This is a genomic window from Nonomuraea sp. NPDC003727 (assembly GCF_053586935.1).
This window is the reverse complement of sequence record NZ_JBSFNE010000003.1, coordinates 426453-446696: the sequence shown is the minus strand read 5'-3', so window position 1 is coordinate 446696 and position 20244 is coordinate 426453. Positions and strand designations below refer to the sequence as shown.

The following is a 20244-nucleotide window of genomic DNA, read 5'->3' as shown; positions in this document are numbered from 1 at the left end:
CACGGCGCCCGTCAGGACGAGGACCGCCTCAAGTTCGGCCAGGAGCGGAAACGCGCCTCCGGGAGACCTCCCATAGAGTCGGCACGATCGTTCAATTAGGCGAGCGCTGTAAGGAGTAATTGGCGGTAGGGAATGGCTCCTGCGTAGTGGGCATCCTCGATGCGAATCGTCGAACTTGTGGCTTCCTCTGGATGACCGCCGACGGCGGCGCGGTGAACCTTGCTGTCGGCTCAGCCCGCGGTGACCTTGGCGTAGTGGAATACCTCGGGCGGAAGTGGGTGGTCCAAGCGCCAAACGAACCTGATGGGCCGTTCACCATCGTGGCTCACGTAGCGCATAGGACCTGCGTAGGTGTACGGCGGCGCCCCCAGCCCTTCGTCGCGCTTGGACTGCCGGACCAGGAGATGAACCGTGGACGCACCTGTCAGGTAACGGCGAGCAGTGGCGGTAGAGGACCGCAGCGTGCTCTGCGACTCCCACTGGAACAGCTCTTCGCTGATCGCCCGGTCATGGTAGAGCGTGGTGGGAGAGTAGTGGTCCTCGGACTTGTCGATGGTGACGAAGAACAGGTCCGCCCGGTGCTCCTGGACGTACTTGACCCCTTCTCGCATATGCGCGGGCTTGTCGATGCCGAAGGCGGCCAGCACTTCGTTCTTGCTGTATCGCGCATGGACGTGCAACGGCACGACAGGGTCCAGTGGCGGAGCCACGTGACGGATTCCCGAGCGTAGGACGTCCACCAACTCTTTGAGCTCTGCGGCGCGAGCACCCGTGAGCCGCGCGAGCCGGGCTTCCATCCCGGAGATGGGCGCGGTGCCACCCCACAACATCGCATCCAGCATGGCCATGAGGCGGAGCTCGCGCGGGGACTGCGGAGTCCGGCCGGCCAGCATCTCGGTCAGGAAAGCGAGACGCTCGACATCGTCGATATGCAGCATTCTGCTGAAAGCTCGTCCGAGCCCTTCGTCAGGGGATACAGCATCGAGACCCGCGGTATGCCGCAGGGAGGCCCAGCCCTGCCGGCGCCGGTAGAGATCCTCCACGTCCAGCCCCGTCTCCTGCAGGAACGTGGACATACTGACATCCCCGAGGTCGCGGAGCTCGCGCGCCAGATCACGCCAATTCAGGCTGAGCGCTTGCCGGACGTTCTCAAGGACCAGCCGGTGCACATCACGATCCAGGTCGATCACGCAGCCGGCGGGCAGGGTCGGGAATCCCTGTTCGATCTCTCGTGCGATTCCGGTACGGCTGGCGCCGGTGAGTGCCCGATAACGACGGTCGAAGCGGAATTGCTTGTGTTGATGGCCGACGAAGTCGAGCACGGTCAAGCACGGTTTGTCGGGGGCCAGCCGCAGGCCTCGCCCGAGTTGCTGGAGGAAGATGGTGGCGCTGTCGGTGGGGCGTAGAAAGAGCACAGTGTCGATCTCCGGAACGTCGACGCCCTCATTGAAGAGGTCAACGGTGAAGACGGCATTGATCCGCCGCTCTTTGAGATCTCGTAGCGCTTGGGAACGTTCGCCCGCCGGACTCTGCGCGGTAACAGCTACCGCGGGAAGTCCGACCCGGGTGAACTGGTCGGCCATGAACCGGGCGTGATCGATGCTCACGCAGAAACCGATGGCCCGCATCCGCCCCACGTCGCCGATCTGGCGCTGCAGCGTCTCCAACACTACGGCGACGCGGCGATCATTGCCGGTGTAGACATTCGAGAGCTGGCCAACGTCATACCCCTGGCCTCGGCGCCAGCCAACGTGGCGCAGATCAGTGCCATCGTGGACGCCGAAATACTGGAACGGCGCCAGGAGTCCACGCTCCAGCGCCTCCCACAAACGCAGCTCGGCAGCAATCCGGCCGCCGAACCAGTGCTTGATGTCCTGGCCGTCGGCTCGCTCCGGCGTCGCGGTCAGACCCAGGAGCACCTTCGGCTGCACCGCCGACAGCAGACGCCGGTACGTCGCGGCCTCGGCATGGTGGAACTCGTCCACGATCACCATGTCGAACCTGTCGGGCTCCGGCAGCGGGTTGGCGTGCAACGACTGGATAGAGGCGAACACATGCCGCCATCGCTCAGGCCGAGCGCCATCGACGTACAGCTCGCCGAAAGTCTCATCCCGCATCACCTGCCGGAAGGTGAGCATGCTCTGCCGCAGGATCTCCGCGCGATGGGCGACGAACAGCAGCGAATCGGCCTGCCCTGCAGCACGCAGTCGCCGGTAGTCCAGCGCGGCGACCACGGTCTTGCCGGTGCCCGTGGCCATGACGACCAGGTTTCGCCACTGATCGTGAATCTGTCTTTCGGCGTCGAGCTCGTCGAGGATCTCACGCTGGTAGGAGTAGGGCCGAACGTCGACGTGCGCGAAATCGAGCACGATCGCCCGGCCGCCGGCTCGCTCGGCGGACAGGGCACGGTCGAGCCGCTCGGCATCCTGCGCCGGATCATAGGGCTCGAAAGACGGATCGCCCCAATAGTCGTCGAACGTCGCGGTGAACGTGTCGATCAAGTGGGGCTGTTCGGCTTGAGCGAGCCGTACGTTCCACTCGAGTCCATGGCTGAGGGCGGTTTGCGACAGGTTGGAGGAGCCCACATAGGCGGTGGACAAGCCGTGGCCCCGATAGAACAGCCATGCCTTCGCATGCAGTCTGGTCATCCGCGTGTCGAAGGAGACGCGGATCTCGGCGCCCAGATCCGCCAGCCGATCCAGCGCGAGGCGGTCGGTAGCGCCGATGTACGTGGTGGTCACCACCCTCAGCCGGCCGCCACGCGTCAGAAATTCTTCGATCGCCTCCGCCAGTACCCGTACGCCGTTCCACTTCACAAACGCGCAAAGCAGGTCCACGTGATCGGCGGTGGCCAGCTCGCGCTTGAGCTCATGGCCGATCTCCGGCTGCCCCCTGCCGTTGACCAACAACGCACTACCAGTGAGAGGGATCACCGGACGCGCGGGAAACCGTACCTGGCCGGCCGCGTCCCGGCTGCTGGCCAGGCCCAGTAGCTCCTCAGCGCTCTCCACGAGTTCCTCGGGGGAGGCAGCCTCGGGCACCAGGTCACCGATGAGGTCAGCGATCCGGTTGACGACCTCTACCTGCCGGGCCAGCCGCACCGCATCGCTGTCACCCCGTACGGAACGCAGCGCACGACGAGTGAGCGCGGCAAGATGCCTGGCCAAGATCTCGTGTGAGTCGGCAAGGTCCAACGACCGCCGATCGATCAGCCCGGGATCAGATACCGCTTGTAGGAGGGCGTCGAGCTCACGGGTGATCAGGTGTTGATAGACGCCCGGCCGAAGATCGCTCACCCCGGCGACTATAGGCTGCGGCCGGCTACGGCGATATGCGAAAGACAACGACTGTCTGCCCTGACGCGGCGGGAAGATCGTCCTACACTGGCCGACCGTGGACTGGATTGAGCGGGTGGCGGAGATCCGGCGCTGGACCAGAGGCGGCGAGCGGGCACCGCATAAGCCGCTCCTCCTCCTGTACGTCCTGGGCCACTTCCAGCGGCACGGTAACCGGCCCATCCCGTTCAGCGCCGCCGAGGCCGAGCTCAAGAAACTGCTCAAGGAGTACGGCCCGCCCCGCGACACCAGCCCGGGCTACCCGTTCCACCACTTGACGAGCGACGGGCTATGGCTTGTCGACACTCGCCACGGCCCGGGCAGCCCAGGCCCGGAGTTGGGCCGGTTGCGCGACAGCCAAGCCAGCGGCCGCCTCCACCCCGACCTGGCCCGCGCGCTGTCGGAGGAGCCCGGCCTGCTGGGCCGAATCGCCCGCTACCTCCTCGACGCGAACTTCGCCTCCTCCCTGCATACGGACCTGTGCATGCTGGCCGGCCTGGACCTGGAAACGCTGGAAACCGGCGGGGAGCTCAGAAAACCGCTGGCCGTACGTCGTGACCCTGGCTTTCACGACCGGGTACTCATGGCATACGAATACTGCTGCGCGTTCTGCTCCTACGACGGCTGGCTGGACGGCACGGCGGTCGGCCTCGACGCGGCGCACGTGCGCTGGTGGGCCTTTGCCGGCCCCGATGACTTGGCCAACGGGCTGTGCTTGTGCTCGATCCACCACAAACTGTTCGACAAGGGCGTCCTCGGACTGACCGCGGAGCGGACAATCGCCGTCTCAGCCAAGTTCGTAGGCCGGTCGGAGGCTTCCCGCGACATGGTCCTCTCCCTGGCCGGACGCCCGGCCCGCCAGCCCCAGCCGGGCCTGGACGCGGTCGATCCGGACCACATCGACTGGCACGGCCGCCAAGTCTTCCGCACGCCCGTCCGCGGCTGAGGCATCGGCCGCACCCGGGATGGCCCCAAACCAACGCTCACCTGAGAAAACGTTGGCAAGACCATCCCGTGAATAGCGTGCGAGAACCGACATGCGGCGGCGTCGAGCGGCATACGGCTGCCCAGAAAACAAAAGACTTGCGACCGAGAAGTAGCAGGTCAGATGGCGAATCGCCTGATCGGCTGGGTGCCCCGGCATGAATCGAACATGCGACACCCTCTTTAGGAGAGCGGTCGTTCTGACCTTGACGCGGGAGGCCTAACTGCATAAACGCTTTATGCGGTAAGTGTTCGAGGCTTGATCATCCCGCGTATGTCCCGCGCCACTAGTCTGGCTTCGGGATAGAGTCCGGCTGATCGACATTGTTCTTGACGGTTCAACGTTAGGCAGCGACGTTAGCTGATCCGTCTTTCTCAGAGGCAGCTCATCAAGATCCAGCCTCGCGTAGATCAACCACTGAATCTGTCTTCCTCGTGCTCATGGTCGTAACCCAGGCCGCGTACGCCTCGATCTGCTCGTGCATGTCGCCCAGGCCGTGAGGTGTTGGGGCGAGCATCCGGCAGCGCCCTTGCGAGGCTCCAGCTCAACCACGACGCGGAGCGCTTCTGCCCGGAACTCGTAGGCCGTCGAGGAGACGTTTCTGGCCCTCAACGGCGCCCGGTCGGTGGTGTCCTGGCCAACGTCTTCATGGACGGCGGCCAATCGATCCTCGACATGGATGTGGTCTTCCCAGCGACTATCAAGAAAAAGAGCTCGCCTATCGGCCGATTGGCGGCGAACTTCTGATCGTGGACCATGACCGCACTTGCGCTGTACTTGCGGATGACGCTCCTACTCTGGGATGCGGGCCGTCATGAAGGCGGTCATGAACGCGGGGAAAGCCCATGGCTGCTCCAGGTTCTCCACCGCAGCGTCGGGGATCTCTGCCAAGACCCGCCGCAATGCTTCCCGCTGGAACAGCAATATCAGGGCGTCGATCGCAGTTTTTCGGAGGCTCTGTCCCGCGCTGTCGACCGATGTGACTAGCAAACCTCGGATCGGTCCACACATGGTCTGTGCCCACTCGCTCAGCGCCTCCGCGGAGTCGCGTCCGGCCAGAGCAGCCTCGACGCGGTCGCACAAATTGACCGCCCATACGGGCAGATGAGCGGCGATCCGCCATGCTTGGCGAAGATCAGGAAGAGACGTCGCCTGTGCGAGTTCGAGGAGGATGTCGGTCAAGCTGCCGTCAGGTACGAAGGAGAGACCATCCTCAGGGGTCAACAGCCGTTCCACTTCCTGCTCGCTGCCCAACCAGCGAAGCTCCAAGTCTTCTGCTGCCGGTGCTGGCACCCCCAGGGGGGCTAGGCCCCGAGCCAACATCCCCATGTGGCCCACGTCCAGGGTGGCGGCTCCATCAATCGCCACCATCGTGCCGCCGTGGACCCAATCCCGCCGGGTCGCGGGCTCCACCTGTGCGGGCAGGGTCTCGCGCTCGAACTCGGCGAAAACCGCCTGTGTCACGTCGGCGATGCTGGTTCCTGAAGTCTCCAGTAAGTCGGCAAAAGCGGCATCGATGCGCCGTATTCGTGCTTGCACAGGATCGCTACGCCCATGCTTAGCGGCATTGGCATCCGCGACGTCCACCGCGGACCCTCCAGGCGGGATTTCATCTCGCGACGGAAGCTCGACGGCTTCAGCGAACGCCTTCCGGACAGTTGCCTCTGGCACCGGCAATCCCTCACCGAAGGCCATGAGCGCCAGATCACCGGGCCGTTTGCCCGGGCCCGCATGGCGGCCGAGCCACAGCACCATCTCATGCGCCCCCGGTGAGGGGGTGGAAGTTCTTCCACGAGGCCGGCCGAGCGTCTGCCGCTCATTCGGCTGTAGGAGGCCTTGGGCCCGCCAGCGTTCGAGTTGGCGGGTTGAGGAGGTGACCCCCTGAGCAGCGGCGTAGTTGACGAGCTCACGGTCGGCAGGGGATGGCGGAGTGCGTGGCATGTCGCCAGAGTAAATATTGAACCCCCCGAGCTCGACGGGAACGTGGGAAGCGGCTGGTGCTCCACTTGATGCCTGGCGTCGCGAACTGAGAAGCGGCCTGATTCGAAACGGAGCTACCTCTATGTTTCTCCTCGTTCCGCACAACCGACGCAACTTCCCGTCATGGCAGATGGCGATCGCCGTTGTCGTCGAGACGCTACCGCTGCTGCTGCTGATCATCGTCCTGTGCCCGGCGCTGCTGGTCGGCCCGCTCTTCCCCGGAAGGCAGCAGTTCACACTGCGGCTATTGGACGCTCTTCAGCAGTGGGATCACCGCCTGCCACGCACCTGACACGTATCGTGCGGAGCGGCCTAGCAGCGGCGGGCCGCCTCGCGGTGGTAGGCGACATGTGCGATCTTGATCGTGTGTTGCGGGGCGAGGCGGAGACTGCCTCTGGTGCATCCGGCGACTTCGTCGAAGACGCGGAGATCGTTCGTGAGGGTGAGACTGCCGCGGTCGAAGAGCACGTGATCGTTGGGGCAGAGGCAGAGGATGTTTCCTGGCTCGTCGGGGCCGTTATGCGGCTTGCCCACGGGCCGGATGTGGGCGCCTTCGGCGTACGAGCCGTTGGGAAGTTGTAGTCGTAGGCCGCAAATCTGGCAGTGATGTCCGTGCACGTCCTTGATCTGCTGCGCCAGGGCGGAATCGCGTATCACTCGCATGGTGGTGAACTGACGGCGCAGCAGGGTGGGAGAGCTGTCGGTCAAGGGCGCTTCGGCATGAGAGGTGCTCGACAGGCCTACTGCGGTGAGCAGTGCGTTGTGATCCGCGCCCTGGAAGTACTTCTGGAGGAGTTGTAACACGATCTGCGCGCGCACGTCCGCGTGCTCGGCCACGATCGTGTGGACCCAAGGTCGAAGGCCGCCTGTAGGTGAGTGGTTACGCATCCATCGCTGAGCGGAACTGGTGCTGGCCGATGGGACGTCGGGTTTGTCTAGATCCCAAAGGCCGTCGTGAAACAGCCTGAGGATAGGAAACTCAGGATTCGGTCGGTCGTCGGCATGGCCGAACTTGTCGATGAGTGAGGAGATCTCTGCGCTTGTCCGTGGCCAGTTCTCAAGGCGCGGCTCGGCCTGCCCGGCTCGTCCGAGTGCCCACAACAGCGTTAGCGGCTGGTGTCGGCGGGGCTGGGCAGTCAGCCTTGACCTGTCTGTGCGGAGCGAAGTGATCTTTAGGAGTAGCTGCTCAATCGTGCGCTGGCCAATCATCAGGCCGGGGGCGGTGACTTCGAACCCAAGGCGAATGAGTTGGCGTGCCACGGTGTCCCAACCGCCGGAGAAGGCGTTCGCAAGGAGTGGTTGGCCGGCTACTCCCGCGATGGCCTTCGATTCGTAGCGCCGGCCTTGATGGACGATGAAGTAGCCCCGAGCCGGCCTGTATCCGTACGTGTCAAGGAAGACGTCTCGGCCCATCCTGTCGAACTCTGCGATAGCAGCGAAGATCATTTCACGACGAAGATCTGACAGTCCCACGGCGACAGCTTATGGTTCTATTTCTTGGGATACAGCTCTTTTGACTACCTCAGAGGGGATGCGTGCCTCACCGCGCCTACCGCGCTTCCCTCGCAGCAGAGCCATGCAAGACGTGGGTTGTCGCGGCGGAGCTTGAGCGGTCAACGAAGGTGAGCCGATGTGCGACTGAGTGTATCCGCTAGGCAGTTGATCAGAAATGTGCTGACGGCCGCCGCGCAGCTCGCGGCGATGATGGTATATCTCGTGCGGACAGTGCAGTCTTCATCAAGCGAATGGATGAGGCTGGATAGCACCTTGCGCGTATGGGGATTCCGGCTCGGGCGGGATGCATATGAAGCGCATGTAATGCTTCAGCGACTTGGACTGATAGAAGTGAGGGTAGGCGATAAAGTCTATAGAGATGCTACTCCTCCCTCTCACGAATTTAGAATCCTTGAAGATGGACTGGCGTATCCTGCATCGCTTGTGGCCCTCGAGGTGCTTGGGAATATGTGACCAGCCACTCTTTGTCCATCGCAGATGGTGCCCTTCCAGTAGTGGGCCCTATTTGTGATGTCGTACGATCGATTATCGTGGACGGCACGCTGATATTCGTCAATCGACTGGCCGACCCGGCCAACCGGCTGGGGTGGGCCTCTCCCGCCCTGCTCAGCCGCCCCCACAACACCGGAGCGCGCGCACCGACGGCCTGATGACGGCCTCAGCCGACGTCAAGGCCTTCGTCGACATGGCTATCAGGGCGCGGGTACAGCCTCCGCGCCCCGTTCAAGCGCCACCGGCACCGACACCACTGTTCCGTCGCCCGCGAGCGGTCAATCCCTGATTATGTAGGTCCTGCAAACCCTCGAAGAGGGCAGTTAATGTGCCCTTGACAAGAGCATCTACGGGCCTCGTCTTCGGTGGACAGGGAACGTCGGGGCCGACGGCCGTACCCGGTGCCGAGTCCTACAGCAAGCCGACGTGGCGTAGCGGCTCCGTGGTTGTGGGATCGGCGAAGCAGTGGCCGTGTTCCAGGCTCTTTAGGACGAGTTCGTTGTTCACCTTGTCGACGTGGAAAGTGGACCAGTTGCGGCAGGTGGGGCAGATCCGGCCGGTGAGGAAGGGGCGCAAAAGGTGGAGCTGATGACTGCGATCGATCACGTAGAGACTGCCGGTCTCCAGCGCGCTACTCGGGTGCTTCATTGTTTCGGTGGGTACGACGGGGTGGTCGCCCATGAGGCGCCTGAAGCCCACAGTGGCTTGGCTGCGGAAGGCATCCCAGGTTACGGCAGTGATCTCGATCAGTGGCCAGTCGGCCAGGAAGCGGGTGCGGCTGAGCAGCAAGGAGAGATCTACAAAGGACTCCTCCAAAGCTTGGGGAAGCTCGACCGAATCAGCGCGGCGGAGGTGCGCCTGGTTGTTTCGGCGAGCGGAATGCCGCTGGCGCGCGGCCCTGAGCTGTTCGTCAGCGAGCACCGCGCCGAGCTCGTGTAGAGGGTGGTCTGCGCCGAGGCTACGGCGCTTTCTCCTGCCGGAGATCTCCTGGAGCACCGCAGTCCAGTCACCGAGTCCGGGGCCGCCCTGGTTGCTGGTGAGTTTGTCGCGCAGCGCGGTCACAGACGAGAGGTCGATGCCGGCGGCACGGGTGAAGGCGGCAGTGAGGAGGGCGGTGTAGCACAAGAGAATCTCGGTCGCGTCGAGTACTGCATCGTAGGCGGGGCCCGGGTCGCCAGCGCTCTTCTTTGCCTCGGTCTCTCGCCAACGCAACGCAATGGGGTAAGGGAAGCGGGTCCGGACGATGTGTCCGAAGTCGTCGAGTTGGGCGGCGGTCTCGGCCCGGAGGCGCAAGATCTGCCCTGCCTCGATGATGCGTTGGCGAGCCTGACCAGTGTCCCGGGCGTTGGTGAAGACGGCCCGAGCCAGCGCCGCGGCCTGTGCGCTCCAGTCACCGAGCTGCTGCCCTGCCGTGTCCAAGTCATGCAGGGCGGTCGCCAGTGCCTCATCTGGGCTCGGCAATGCAAGCGACTCCAAATCCTGCTTGCGTATATGCACGAGGCCAGCTGCGCTGTGACGCGTCGCATGTCGCTCGACTGCGGATGAGCGTAAGAGAGCTAGGATGAGGCGCATGTGCTCCGTCGTGATGGAGCTGATCGGGCGCAGAACTATGGTGTGATTTCCCGCCGCCGCGGGCAGGTCCTGCTCTCTAACCAAAGCTGCTCCGGCTCGGCCCGGTAGGAAGTCGGACCGCATAAGCACGTCCCCGGCTTGCAGGTGGTAGCGCTCGTCGATGTCGGAGTACCAAAGGTCGCTGTCGGGGTCCGATTCGGCAAGCGTTCCGTCCTCTTGGATGTCCCGTCCGCGCAGAAGGCGCGCGCCGTCTAGCGCGTGGGCTTCACAGAGATCTGTCGGCCGATGAACGAAGCCGCGCTCGATGTCGAAGACCGATGCCACGGTGAGATCGTCGGGCGATTGCGAGTCTTCGCTAGCGTAGGGCCACCCCTCGTCTGGCGACGCTTCCATTTTCGTGACATAACCGTAGGCGGTTCGGCCCTTGGGCAGCTGCAGAAGCTTCTCCAGGTCCACCTTGACTGATTCGCTGTCGCAGCTTCTGGGTACTCGGAAGAAGCAGCTCTTTACCGCCTCGGTGGTTGTCGGGCGCAAGACGACGATGGCTGCTTCACTTGCTCGGTGTATCTCTGGAAGCGCTCCAGTTGAGTAGAGGATGAACATGGGCCGCCATCGCCGCTCGAGCAGGCGGCGAAAGTGCGTCCACCTCTTGGTTTTGGAAGTCAGGTACTTTGCCGGCAGCAGCATCGCTAGCAGTGCTGGATCTCCGGGAGGGTCTAAACCTGCGACTGCGGTTTCGAACCGGACAGTGGCCGAACTGGTGCCCGAGTCCTGGACATTTTGGACAGGGTCGCACAAGTCTGCGAAGGATGGAAAGACAAGGACCGGCGCTAAATGCAGAAGTCCGTTGATTCGACTCGGGAGAGTCTCCCACGTGTCGTGGTCGTGGACGGGCCAGTTAGCAGGAGTCGACAGAGGCAGGCTGAGAGAATCTCCGCTGCCTACTGTGACTACCGCGGGCGCGTCGCTCGCGTAGTGCCCCAGCACTGTAACCAGTGCCTCGCTGAAGAGAGCCAACGCGCCCGATGGCAAACCGGCGACATGCTCTCCCGAACGAATCATTAAGTACCCCCTGGCGGTGCAACGATGGGAAAGCCTATGCCGAACGGAGGGCGGCTGCACCCGTTTGGACCGCTGCCGAGGCGGCGAACGGTCCAACAATGCTGCGAGGCCGTGGTCCGTCCCTCGTGCCTTGCTTCGTCCAGGCGAGGTGGTGCTTCAGCTCTCAGCCACGTCGGTGTCGGCAGGAATGAGGGCGAATAGGTCCTCTTGCGCGACCGGATACCTTTCCTTCTTGAGGTCGTAGTATGCCCGAAGGGCCCTGGTCACCTGGGCCTTGGTGCGAGGGGCGATGTGGGCGATGAGAAGGTTATACAAGAGTTGAAGGTGGTCCTTGCCACTGGCCATCTTGCCCTTGGCGCGGCCGTCTGGAGTATCGATCCACATTGCGGAGAAGGGCGCCGCCACCATCCGCCAGTCCAGGCTGGCGAGCCGCTTTATGATGTCGTCCCACCCGAGCGATTCCTGCTCGAGCACGTGCCGGATCGCTTTGGCGACGGTCGCCTGAACGGCAGGGCGCATAAGCGGATGCCCTGATCCCTCGCGGCCCTTGGGGGAGCGCACATCCTTCGGCGATTGCGCTGCGGAGTAGCGTTGGCGGAGGTTTCCACAAGCGTCGAGGAGATTGTCGATCCTAGGCGCCAGAATCTCATAGCTCTGGTCAAGGATCTCGTCGGCGACGCGTTGCTTGGACTGGTCGGCTGCGCAGGGGAGGTCGTACCCGATCTCCTTGACGATGTCGTAGAGCACGCCGATGGTGCTCCAGGCGGGGCTGCTTGGGCTAATGGAGCGCTGTGCGAGAACGATCTTTCCCTCGTCGCCGACCTTGCTGAACACGAGCACAACCTTGTCTCTGTTCAGGAAGGGGTGCTCGTCCAGCAGGCGGCGGGTGAGGATGGCGAAGCTGTCGTCCTCATCGAGAGCGATGTTCTCTTGAGTACTTGTGGCCTTTGCGTTGCGGTTGATGTTGGTGAATAGGCGGCGGGTGCGCTGGCGACCTTCAGGCGTGTTGAAATGGGGAACGACGATCACGTTGATGTCCTCGGAGCCGAGGTCGGGGTTCCGCTTCACGGCGTCCTTGATGGCCTTGAGACGGTGCTGGCCGTCAAGCGCGAAGAAACTTTGGGTGCCGTCGAACGTGAGAACGCCGAAGTTGCGGTCGATGCCGGAGAGGATGGCCTGGTTTTCGGCGTCGGCATCCATCTCGAGCTGAATGTAGTTGGCGTTGCCTCCCCACACAGCGACGATGATGGCGCCGAGGAAGCGGTTTTCGTTAGTGAGCAGATAGTCAGTGATCTGCGCGGTGCGGTCCCCGACGCCGCGCTGGATCATTGTGCCGAGGTCGCGGTTGCCACCGAGCTCGTGGGCAAAGTTGATCTCTCGCGCTACTTGGGCGTAGCTCATGAGACATGAGTAGTAGGTCCAGTTGCCTACCTTGGCTTCGAAGGCCGGCACGAAGGTTTTAGAGGGCATGGAATCCTCGATCGATTGGAACGGTCCCGGTCAGGGACGAAGGGCAGGGCGGGGGGTAGTGCTGACCCGAGCCCGCAGCCGCGGGCCGTTCTGGCTGTTGAGCGGTGGGTTGTACAGATTGATCAAGCGACTTTCCAAGTTCTTGATCTTGGGTCGGTCTTCTACCGTGGCGAACCAGAACTCCAGCGGACGCAGGGCGAGGTAGTGGGTAAGCCGCGCAGACCTGGTCGTGGGCGGTTCCTGGGTCCACAAGACTTCAGGGTCTCCGCGTAGGTGCTTGCAGTAGTCCTTGAACCGGTTCCTGATTGTGTTACCGCCCTGGCCCGACCCGCCAGCCTGCCCGATATAGAGGACCTGGTGGAAGCTGGCTTGGGAGCAGTCCGCCATGGCCAGCCGAATGGAGGGGCGCCACACGAACATGTACAGCCCGGGCTGCTCCGGCAGGATGTCCGTGAGGCTAGGGACAGCAACATGGACTTCCCACGGTGACGCTTCCACCCTCAAGTCGTCCTGCAGCACCCTGTGCGCAGGGACGTCCAGCATCGGCGCGATCCCTAACTGGATCTCTAGAGCCGGGCTGCTCTCGATGCTGTGGCGGATGACGGAGCGTAAGAGGGGCTCAGGTGTCGTCATGCCGCGAGCTGCTCCCGCTGCGTGTCAGGATCATAGGCGCATCTTTACATGTGCTTATGACGCATGAGGCCTGAGATGAGGAAGGCGCCCGGTTCGTGACGATATGTCACGCCCAAGCGCCTTCACGATTTGCTCCTGGTGCTACAGGTGGCAGACTGCGCACCCCAGTTGATCGTCGTCCTCGTCGTGGGCGTCGGCTAGGATCTCAAGCAGGGGGCGGTTCGGCTTGGTGCGCTTCGCCGCGCGTTCGAGCGCAGCTTGGTGCTTGGCTTCGATGTCGTTGCGGCGTGCTATGAGCTCCTCGAGGGACTCTCCTTGGGACCAGGTGAACTGCCGGCCCTGCATGGCGGTGTGCCGGTAGTTGACCTTCTCTTCGTACGCTATGGCCTTCTCGAAAAGGTCCGGGTGGCGGTCGCGGAGGCCGACCCATTCGTGCTTACGCTGGAAGAAGCAGAAGTAGCAGCCGGAGCGGGTGCGCCACTCGTAGTAGGCGGGCAGCCCGATGCCGGCTTCATCCAGGATGCGGTCGACGCCAGCTCGGTCGATGCCGTCTTCGCGGAAGGGGAAGACAGCCTTGATGTTGGGTTTGGTGCTGACGTAGCCAAGGCGGTTCTCGTCGGCGCGGATGGCGACGTAGGAGATCACCTCGTCGTCACCGACCCATTCCTCCAGCGGCTTGATCTTGAGGTTCTTGGTGCACCAGCGCATCTGGGGGCTGGGGAGTGTGCCTTGGTAGACCTCGAGCCAGTGGTCAAAGTCTCGGCTGGCGTTGAGGCGTACGATCGGCTTGCCGACGGCGGCTTCGAGCCGGTTGAGGTACTCGTAGGTCTCGGGTAGCTCGGCGCCGGTGTCGCAGAAGAAGTACTCCATGTCCAGGACGCGGTCCCGCATGTGGATCGCGAGAGCGGAGGAGTCTTTGCCGCCGGACAGGCCGAGGACATGGCGTGTCTTGCTGCCGGTGGTGGTCACAGCATTCCTTCCTTCTTGGCGAACGTGTCGCCATCCCCCGCAGCCAGGCGTTCGGCCAGGGCGGCGAGCAGGATGCGGGCTCCGTCAGGCCCTAGTGCTTTTTCAGCTTGCCTGATGACACTGACAACGAGATCGTCAGCTGCCTGGCGGGACTGTTTGGATACGTGGATGAGGGCGCGTTCCTCAGTCCCCTTGGGGGTGGTGACCGTTAGTAGACGGGTCTCGATCTGCTGAGCTGCAGACGCCAGGTTGGAGTCGTTTTCCGAGCTTTGGTGCAGCTCGTAGAGGTGACCGACGCGGTCGAGAGAGCGTGCTACTTCTCGGCCCTTGCGGGGGAAGGTCTCCGCGTCAGCATCCGTCCAGTCTCCGAGGGCCTTGTTGGTCAGGCGGATGATGATCGGATCAAGCCAGTCCTCATCGGGCAAGGTTTCGTTGAGTGCCCGAGAGACGAAGCCTTGCAAGTTGACTTCGAGCTGGGCATCGGCGAAGCCCCGTAGCCGCTGGGTCAGGCCAGCCCGGAGCTGCTGGATGTTTGCCGGAAGGTGGAACTCCTTGCCGAGAGTCGCCACTACCTCCTGGCGCAAAGCCGTGCTGGCACCGGACAACTCGTCAAGCGCCTTGGTAAGCGCGGAGACGAAAGCCTGGGCGGCATGGTCGTCTATGGGTGTTTCGGAGTTGACTGAGGGGAACCCGAGCGCTTTGGGGAGCGAGGCGAAGATCAGCTCATCTGGGTCAGTGGCTGCTGAAAGGGTGCTCCGGATCGCCAGGGCCTCAGAACTGAGGCGCCTGGTCTGGCGGGCGTAGGGAGTAAGGACCATCATCCGCTCCAGGATCGTGCGTGTGACGGCCAGGAGCAGTGGGTTGCGCGCCGAGCGGGAGCGTGGAACGTCAACGTTGAGAACTTTAGCGAGGCCATCGACGATGACTCGGCGTTGTCCACGCCCGACGGGCGTGGCCTTGACGGTGAATCGGTCCGGGTAGGAGACGTTGAGGCGCTCGACGAGCTCCGGGGTCAGTCTCGGGCAGTAGTTGCCCTCTTCGAACAAAGCTGTGTCCTCGGCGCGCAGGATGAGGGCGGCGACGACGAGGATAGGCACGACTCCGGCTTTGACGCCGTAGGGGGGTGCCATGAGCTGGTGATAGATGTCGACGATGGGCGTGGGTCGCTTGGCGCTAGTGAGCGCCTGTTCGAGGGCATCCCAGACGGGGACGGCGCTGGGGTTCTTCTCAGGGCTGGGTCGCGAGATCCCATGAGTGAGGATGCTGTCGGCGTCTGTGGCGCTGCTCGCTTCTCCGGCGATGCGGTGCAGTCCGAGATATTCAGTGACGCCGTGGTACATGGCGCGTTCGGCTGAGTAGCCCTTCTCGTCGAATCCGAGGAGGTGGACGCCAGAGCGCTGGATCATCGCGGTGAGGAGCTCTCGGCGGGCGCGGGCGCCGTTGCTGGTGAGCTGGTGACGGCCGGCCATCTCGTTGCGGACATACGGTGTGAAGGAGTAGACGCGGTCGCATGCCTGAGAGGCGAGGCTGGCATAGCTGCGTGTCTCGATGATTGCGGCGGGCGGGTTGCTGGTATCGCTTCCTGCGTTCCACAGATGCCATGTGGAGCGCGGGCTTCGCGGGTTGAATGCCCCGTCCAGAAGGGCGCCGATGCTGTGCGAGATCTCCGCGGCGCGTTCGGCGATCTCGCGTGCGGCAACGCGATCGATGGTGTCATCGTCGAGCAGCTCTTCAAGCGCAACAAGGTCAATGCCAGCTTGCAGCACCCGACTAGGCTCATCGGTGGTGCCGATCAGCACAGGCAGCGGGGAATTGACCATAGGACGGGAGTCGAGGGAGCCGAGATGGTAGACGATGAGACCGTCTGCCGCGTCTTTGACGACCTCGGGACCATCGATCTTCTCGCCGCCACGACTAACGGCGGTGACGAAATATCGGAGCATGCCAGTCTGCTGGCTGTGCTTGCCTGCGACTACGGCAGCGGGAAGGACGGTGCCGAGGTGCTTGCTGAAATAATCGACGACGTCGGCCGTCTGGATGCGGGCGGCGACCTCCTTTACCCGGGCATCGACGTCGACGTTCGTTCCGTGCCAGACGCGGTATTCGTTGCTGTAGGCCCGATGGACGACGAACCCGTCCTCCACCAGCTTGCCGAGCCGTGCTTGCAGGGCGGTGAAGCGCTCGGGGGCGGCGATATCGAGTGGGTCTTGCAGCGCGAAGTGGATCATTGAGGGCGTCGCGCGGAGCAGGCCGTCGACGTCAATGAGATTGAGGATGCCGATCACCTTCAGGACCTCTTGGTCCTCAGCGGCGAGTCCGTGGGCCTCGCTGATACGCATGTCGACTTCCAGCCATCGGCTCGCGTTGGAGGAGGCGAGGATGGTGGTGCGGCCGGAGGCGAAGAAATAGTCGTACAGCTGCGGCAGCCGGATGGTGGCTACCTGGTCCGGCTTCTTGGAAGCGAGGCTTTCCAGGGAACGGCGCACCGTGTTTGGTTCATCGCTGGCGAGGAAGCCAGTGAGGCTGCGGTCGTGCTGCCCAATCTGGGAGGCAAGGAGTGGGGCCGCGATGGCGGTGAGGGGGTGAAGCGGATACAGGCCGGCGAATATCTCCTCGGAGATCTCGACGACGGCGTTGAGACCACGTTCCCGCCATATCATTGCGCCGGCCTGTGCCTGGGCTTGAATGAGGGTGCGCCCGGGCTCGGCGACGCCTGTGAGGTCGAGGCGGCGCCGCATCAGGTGAACGGCGTCACCGAGGTTCGGGGTGAAGGTGACGTCTTCGAACCGGCCTTGGATCTTGGCCCATTCCTGGGTCTGGACGCTGCTGGAGCGGGCGGCGTAGTCCGTGAAGGCCAGGTGCTGAAGGGTGAACATGAACAGAGGCAGGCCCGACGGGCCAGCGCCTTTCTCCGCTAGCCTTTGGAGCAGGTACACATCGCTGGCCTCGTCGCCCGAATTGGCGGAGCCGGCGGCGTATTCGAGGGTCTTGCCGAACTCGTCGATAATGAGCAGCAGCGGGGCAGTCTCACACAGGGTGGTGACCACCGCCACAAGATCGTCTGCTCGTGGCGTCTCGCGCTCAGCGCACACCGCGAAAGCTTGGGCGACCGCCTTGGGAAGGCGTGTCTTCCACCGTCGTTCAGCAGCGGTGCGAAGCGCTCGGTGAACCGTTTCGACGAGAGGCTCGCGGTTGGCGGTGGCGACCGCGCCGAGGAATCCACCCGCTGCAAGCTGGTCCCGGGCTCGGCTTAGTCGGGCCGCGATGTGTGGGTTAGTGGCAGCGACTGCCTTCTCGGCCTCGGCCCGGCGGGCGTTGTCGTGTCCGAGGAGCGCATCAATGAGGTTCGACAGGGTGGATTTGCCCGAACCGTAGGGTCCGGTGAACGACCAGGCGCGGGTGCGCCCGAGGTCGTTCAGGGCGTTGGTGAGTCGCTCAAGAACATCACCGGCACGTGCCCCGACGTAGGGGGAGTTGAGGTGGCGCTCGTGGACGTCACGCTCGAGGTTGGTGGACCGGAGTTCGGAACCGACCAGTGTAATGCCTTCGGGGAACTGGGCATTCTTTGCGGTCATGATCCGACGTTCTCCTCGCTCAGTTCAATCTCCTCGGCCTGGCGAGGAGATGTCTTGCGCCGCTTCTTGGATGCGGCACCAGTCAATCCTGGGTATTTCCGGAGCCAGTCCTGTGGGGTGGGGAAGCCGTCCCGTTCTTGGATGCGCCCGTAGTAATCGTCCAAGAGGTCCCAGGCCAACTTCTCGGGTTGTTCGGAGTAGGCGAGGCTGCGTTGGCCGAGGGCTTCGACGATCTGCAGACTCGGGTGCGCGCCGACCAGATCTTCGATGGCCTTGGTCAGCTCAGGCTCCCTCATGCGGAAGGTACGGCCGGGGGAGCCCGATTCGCTTGCGAGCCGTGCAAGGGAGATGGAACCCGCATGCGACGACAGACGCGAGGCGTAGTCCAGGCAGGCGTACATGAGGACAGCAGCCGGGAGGTTCGATCGTGCGCCGCTGGTGAAGCGCCAGGTGCGTTCCCGGCCCTTGCCCTGTCCCTCGATTAGGCCGAGTTCTCGGAAGGGAGACATCAGCAGGTCTTCGAAGCTACCTGGAGACAAAGGGTTGAACTCCTGGTCTTGTGCGTACATCTTGATCATGCAGTCCACGTCGCGCCTGATGGACTCGGCAGCCGGGCAGTCCTTCTCGGCGAAGTTCTCGTGGACGAAGCGCGTGATGACGCTCTCCATCTCCTCGGCGCTGGTACGAGAACGCGGCGCGAGGTTGAACATGATGTACCAGCTCGGCGCCAGGCACTTGGCCTCGGGCTCGGATGACAGCAGCCACCAGTGCAGCAGCCACAGACTGCCGGTGTCCTCAAGGTAGGGGTCGGCGCCGTCTTCGTCGAGCAACCATCGCGCTCGCCAGGTCGGCGCAGCCAGCAGTGCGCGTGCGGAAGGATCGCTGTGGGAGTACTCCTTGGTCAGCTTGAAAGCCCGCGACCAATAGCGCATGGCGTTCACCATGTTCTTGCCGACCCCGAGTCGGACAGGCGCATCTTCCTGGTAGAAGATTTCGGGTACCTCTTTGACCTGCATGTACGCCTTGTGCAACCAGCCGAACCGAGGGGCGAAGGTCTCATGCCGGCTGAATTGAAGTTCGACGGCGTCGGCTAGCTGGCTACCTGACATGCGTAGGCCTTTCGAGAGCGAGAGCGAGAGCGAAGAGGGCGAGGGCGGTCCGTGCGTGTGGTCACGGTTCGCTGTCGGTAGCGGTCACCGAGCGGACATGCGCCACTGCTGCCGTAATGGCCTCTATGCCGCATTCGATGTCGCGAGGCGTGGTGGCGAAGCCAAGTGAGAACCGGACCGTGGAGTCCGCGTCGTCCCGACTGCGTCCCATCGCGAGCAGGACATGACTCGGGCTCGGCGCCCCCGAGGAACAAGCGCTGCCATCAGAGGCCGCTACTTGAGGCATGGCTGCCAATACGGCATCGGCAGGCAGCCCAGGAAAGGTAACACTTGTCACGCCGGGAAGGCGCGGAACCGTAGCTCCGTTGATCTGGCAATCCGGCACGCGCGCCAGCAAGCGGGCTTCGAGATCGTCGCGGAGCGCGGCAATCCTGGCAGCTTCCTCCTGCATCTTGAGGCGGGCGGCTTCGGCGGCTGCGCCAAGTCCGACGATGCCGGCGACGTTGAGTGTGCCGGCGCGCCAGCCGCGTTCCTGACCCCCGCCGATGAGGAAGGGGTGATATGGCAGCGAGATGCCGCGGCGCAGGAAGAGGGCGCCCACGCCCTGCGGGCCGCCGAATTTGTGCGCGGACAGCGACAGTAGGTCGACCTCCAGCGCCTGCAGGTCGAGAGGTAGGCGGCCGACATACTGCGTGGCGTCGGTGTGCACCAAAGCACCCGCCGCGTGTGCGACTTTCACAATGGGCTGTAGGTCGGTGAGTACTCCTGTCTCGTTGTTCGCGAGCATCACCGAGATCAGAGCCACGCCTCGTCCAGCGGGATCCTCTAGTGCCTCATCCAGCTTCGCCAGGTCGACGACGCCCTCCGCATCCACCGGAAGGAGCATGAGCGCATCGGGGGTGTCTTGTGTGATCGCACGGGCGGTCTCCAGCACAGCCGGGTGCTCCACCGCCGTGGTCACAAGAGCCCCGCCCCGCTCGTACGCCGTGCGTAGGGCGAGGTTGTTCGCCTCCGTTGCCCCGGAGGTAAAGATGATCTCATTCGCGGAGCAGTTAAGCAGGGCGGCAAGTTGACGGCGTGCTAGATCCACCCGAGTGGAGGCCTCCCGCCCAGCGTGGTGCATGCTTGAGGCGTTGCCGACAGTCCGGAGTGCCGTAAAAGTAGCTTCGAGCGCCTCCGGACGCAGCGGTGCAGTGGCGTTGTAGTCGAGGTAGACCGTGCCACCTCCCGTGGGCTCCTCCGCCATACTCGCCCCTTCATGCAACGGACCTGCGTTCATTCCTGGTGCCCTCCCTCGTTGGAGCTTGGCGTTCCGCCAGGAGTGCAGTGAGATCCTAGCTGCACCCAACGACAAAAGAGCCAAAGTTAAGCCGCTGCACTTCCTTAGGTGAGCCACCTCAACCGCTATATGAACACATGTTCGATATGAAGGGCTAGTTCTGCCGCGCCAGAACGCTATGAGAGCAGGCAATCCTTCGCCGGTCGAGATAATCGCCCGTAACGACCTCTGCTTTCGGCGCGAAGTTCTAGGGTGAGCTCGCCGCCTG

12 protein-coding genes are annotated in these 20244 nt (G+C 63.5%); 2 read left to right on the top strand and 10 right to left on the bottom strand.

Features of this window, described 5'->3' with window-relative positions; all coding sequences use genetic code 11:
• Positions 1 to 230: 230 nt before the first annotated feature.
• Positions 231 to 3296, bottom strand: a complete 3066-nt coding sequence (locus tag ACWDLG_RS10810) for a DUF3427 domain-containing protein (protein WP_449918310.1) — start codon at positions 3294 to 3296, stop codon at positions 231 to 233.
• Positions 3297 to 3393: 97 nt separating this feature from the next.
• On the opposite strand from ACWDLG_RS10810, the gene ACWDLG_RS10805 reads away from it, so the two are divergent.
• Positions 3394 to 4281, top strand: coding sequence for a phosphorothioated DNA-binding restriction endonuclease (locus ACWDLG_RS10805; protein WP_449918308.1), 888 nt, complete (start codon positions 3394 to 3396; stop codon positions 4279 to 4281).
• 831 nt (positions 4282 to 5112) lie between these two features.
• Here ACWDLG_RS10805 and ACWDLG_RS10800 read toward each other — a convergent pair.
• Positions 5113 to 6075, bottom strand: coding sequence for a hypothetical protein (locus ACWDLG_RS10800; RefSeq protein WP_449918305.1), 963 nt, complete (start codon positions 6073 to 6075; stop codon positions 5113 to 5115).
• Positions 6076 to 6382: 307 nt separating this feature from the next.
• Between ACWDLG_RS10800 and ACWDLG_RS10795 the strand changes: the two genes are divergently transcribed.
• The gene (locus tag ACWDLG_RS10795; RefSeq protein ID WP_449918304.1) at positions 6383 to 6592 is read left to right on the top strand and encodes a hypothetical protein; all 210 of its coding nucleotides are present in this window, start codon (positions 6383 to 6385) and stop codon (positions 6590 to 6592) included.
• 20 nt (positions 6593 to 6612) lie between these two features.
• Here the strand turns inward: ACWDLG_RS10795 and ACWDLG_RS10790 are convergent, their stop codons facing one another.
• The 8 genes from ACWDLG_RS10790 to ACWDLG_RS10755 form a co-directional block, all read right to left on the bottom strand.
• Positions 6613 to 7773, bottom strand: a complete 1161-nt coding sequence (locus ACWDLG_RS10790) for an HNH endonuclease (RefSeq protein ID WP_449918301.1) — start codon at positions 7771 to 7773, stop codon at positions 6613 to 6615.
• 945 nt (positions 7774 to 8718) lie between these two features.
• A complete protein-coding gene (locus tag ACWDLG_RS10785; RefSeq protein ID WP_449918299.1) occupies positions 8719 to 10335 on the bottom strand; it encodes a hypothetical protein in 1617 nt (538 codons plus the stop codon).
• A gap of 762 nt (positions 10336 to 11097) precedes the next feature.
• Positions 11098 to 12411, bottom strand: coding sequence for a DNA sulfur modification protein DndB (locus ACWDLG_RS10780; RefSeq protein WP_449918297.1), 1314 nt, complete (start codon positions 12409 to 12411; stop codon positions 11098 to 11100).
• Between the two features lie 30 nt (positions 12412 to 12441).
• A complete protein-coding gene (locus ACWDLG_RS10775) occupies positions 12442 to 13044 on the bottom strand; it encodes a hypothetical protein (RefSeq protein WP_449918295.1) in 603 nt (200 codons plus the stop codon).
• Positions 13045 to 13185: 141 nt separating this feature from the next.
• Positions 13186 to 14013, bottom strand: coding sequence for a phosphoadenosine phosphosulfate reductase domain-containing protein (locus tag ACWDLG_RS10770; RefSeq protein ID WP_449918293.1), 828 nt, complete (start codon positions 14011 to 14013; stop codon positions 13186 to 13188).
• Positions 14010 to 17588 carry an ATP-binding protein gene (locus ACWDLG_RS10765; RefSeq protein ID WP_449918292.1) on the bottom strand — a complete coding sequence of 1193 codons (3579 nt, stop codon included), beginning with the start codon at positions 17586 to 17588 and terminating at the stop codon, positions 14010 to 14012. The genes ACWDLG_RS10770 and ACWDLG_RS10765 overlap by 4 nt, the downstream gene beginning before the upstream one ends.
• Entirely contained in the window at positions 17585 to 18697 is a 1113-nt protein-coding gene (locus tag ACWDLG_RS10760) for a DUF4007 family protein (RefSeq protein WP_449918289.1), read from the bottom strand. The genes ACWDLG_RS10765 and ACWDLG_RS10760 overlap by 4 nt, the downstream gene beginning before the upstream one ends.
• A 61-nt stretch (positions 18698 to 18758) precedes the next feature.
• Complete coding sequence (locus ACWDLG_RS10755; RefSeq protein WP_449918288.1) at positions 18759 to 19943, bottom strand: cysteine desulfurase family protein; 1185 nt, start codon at positions 19941 to 19943, stop codon at positions 18759 to 18761.
• Positions 19944 to 20244: the final 301 nt, after the last annotated feature.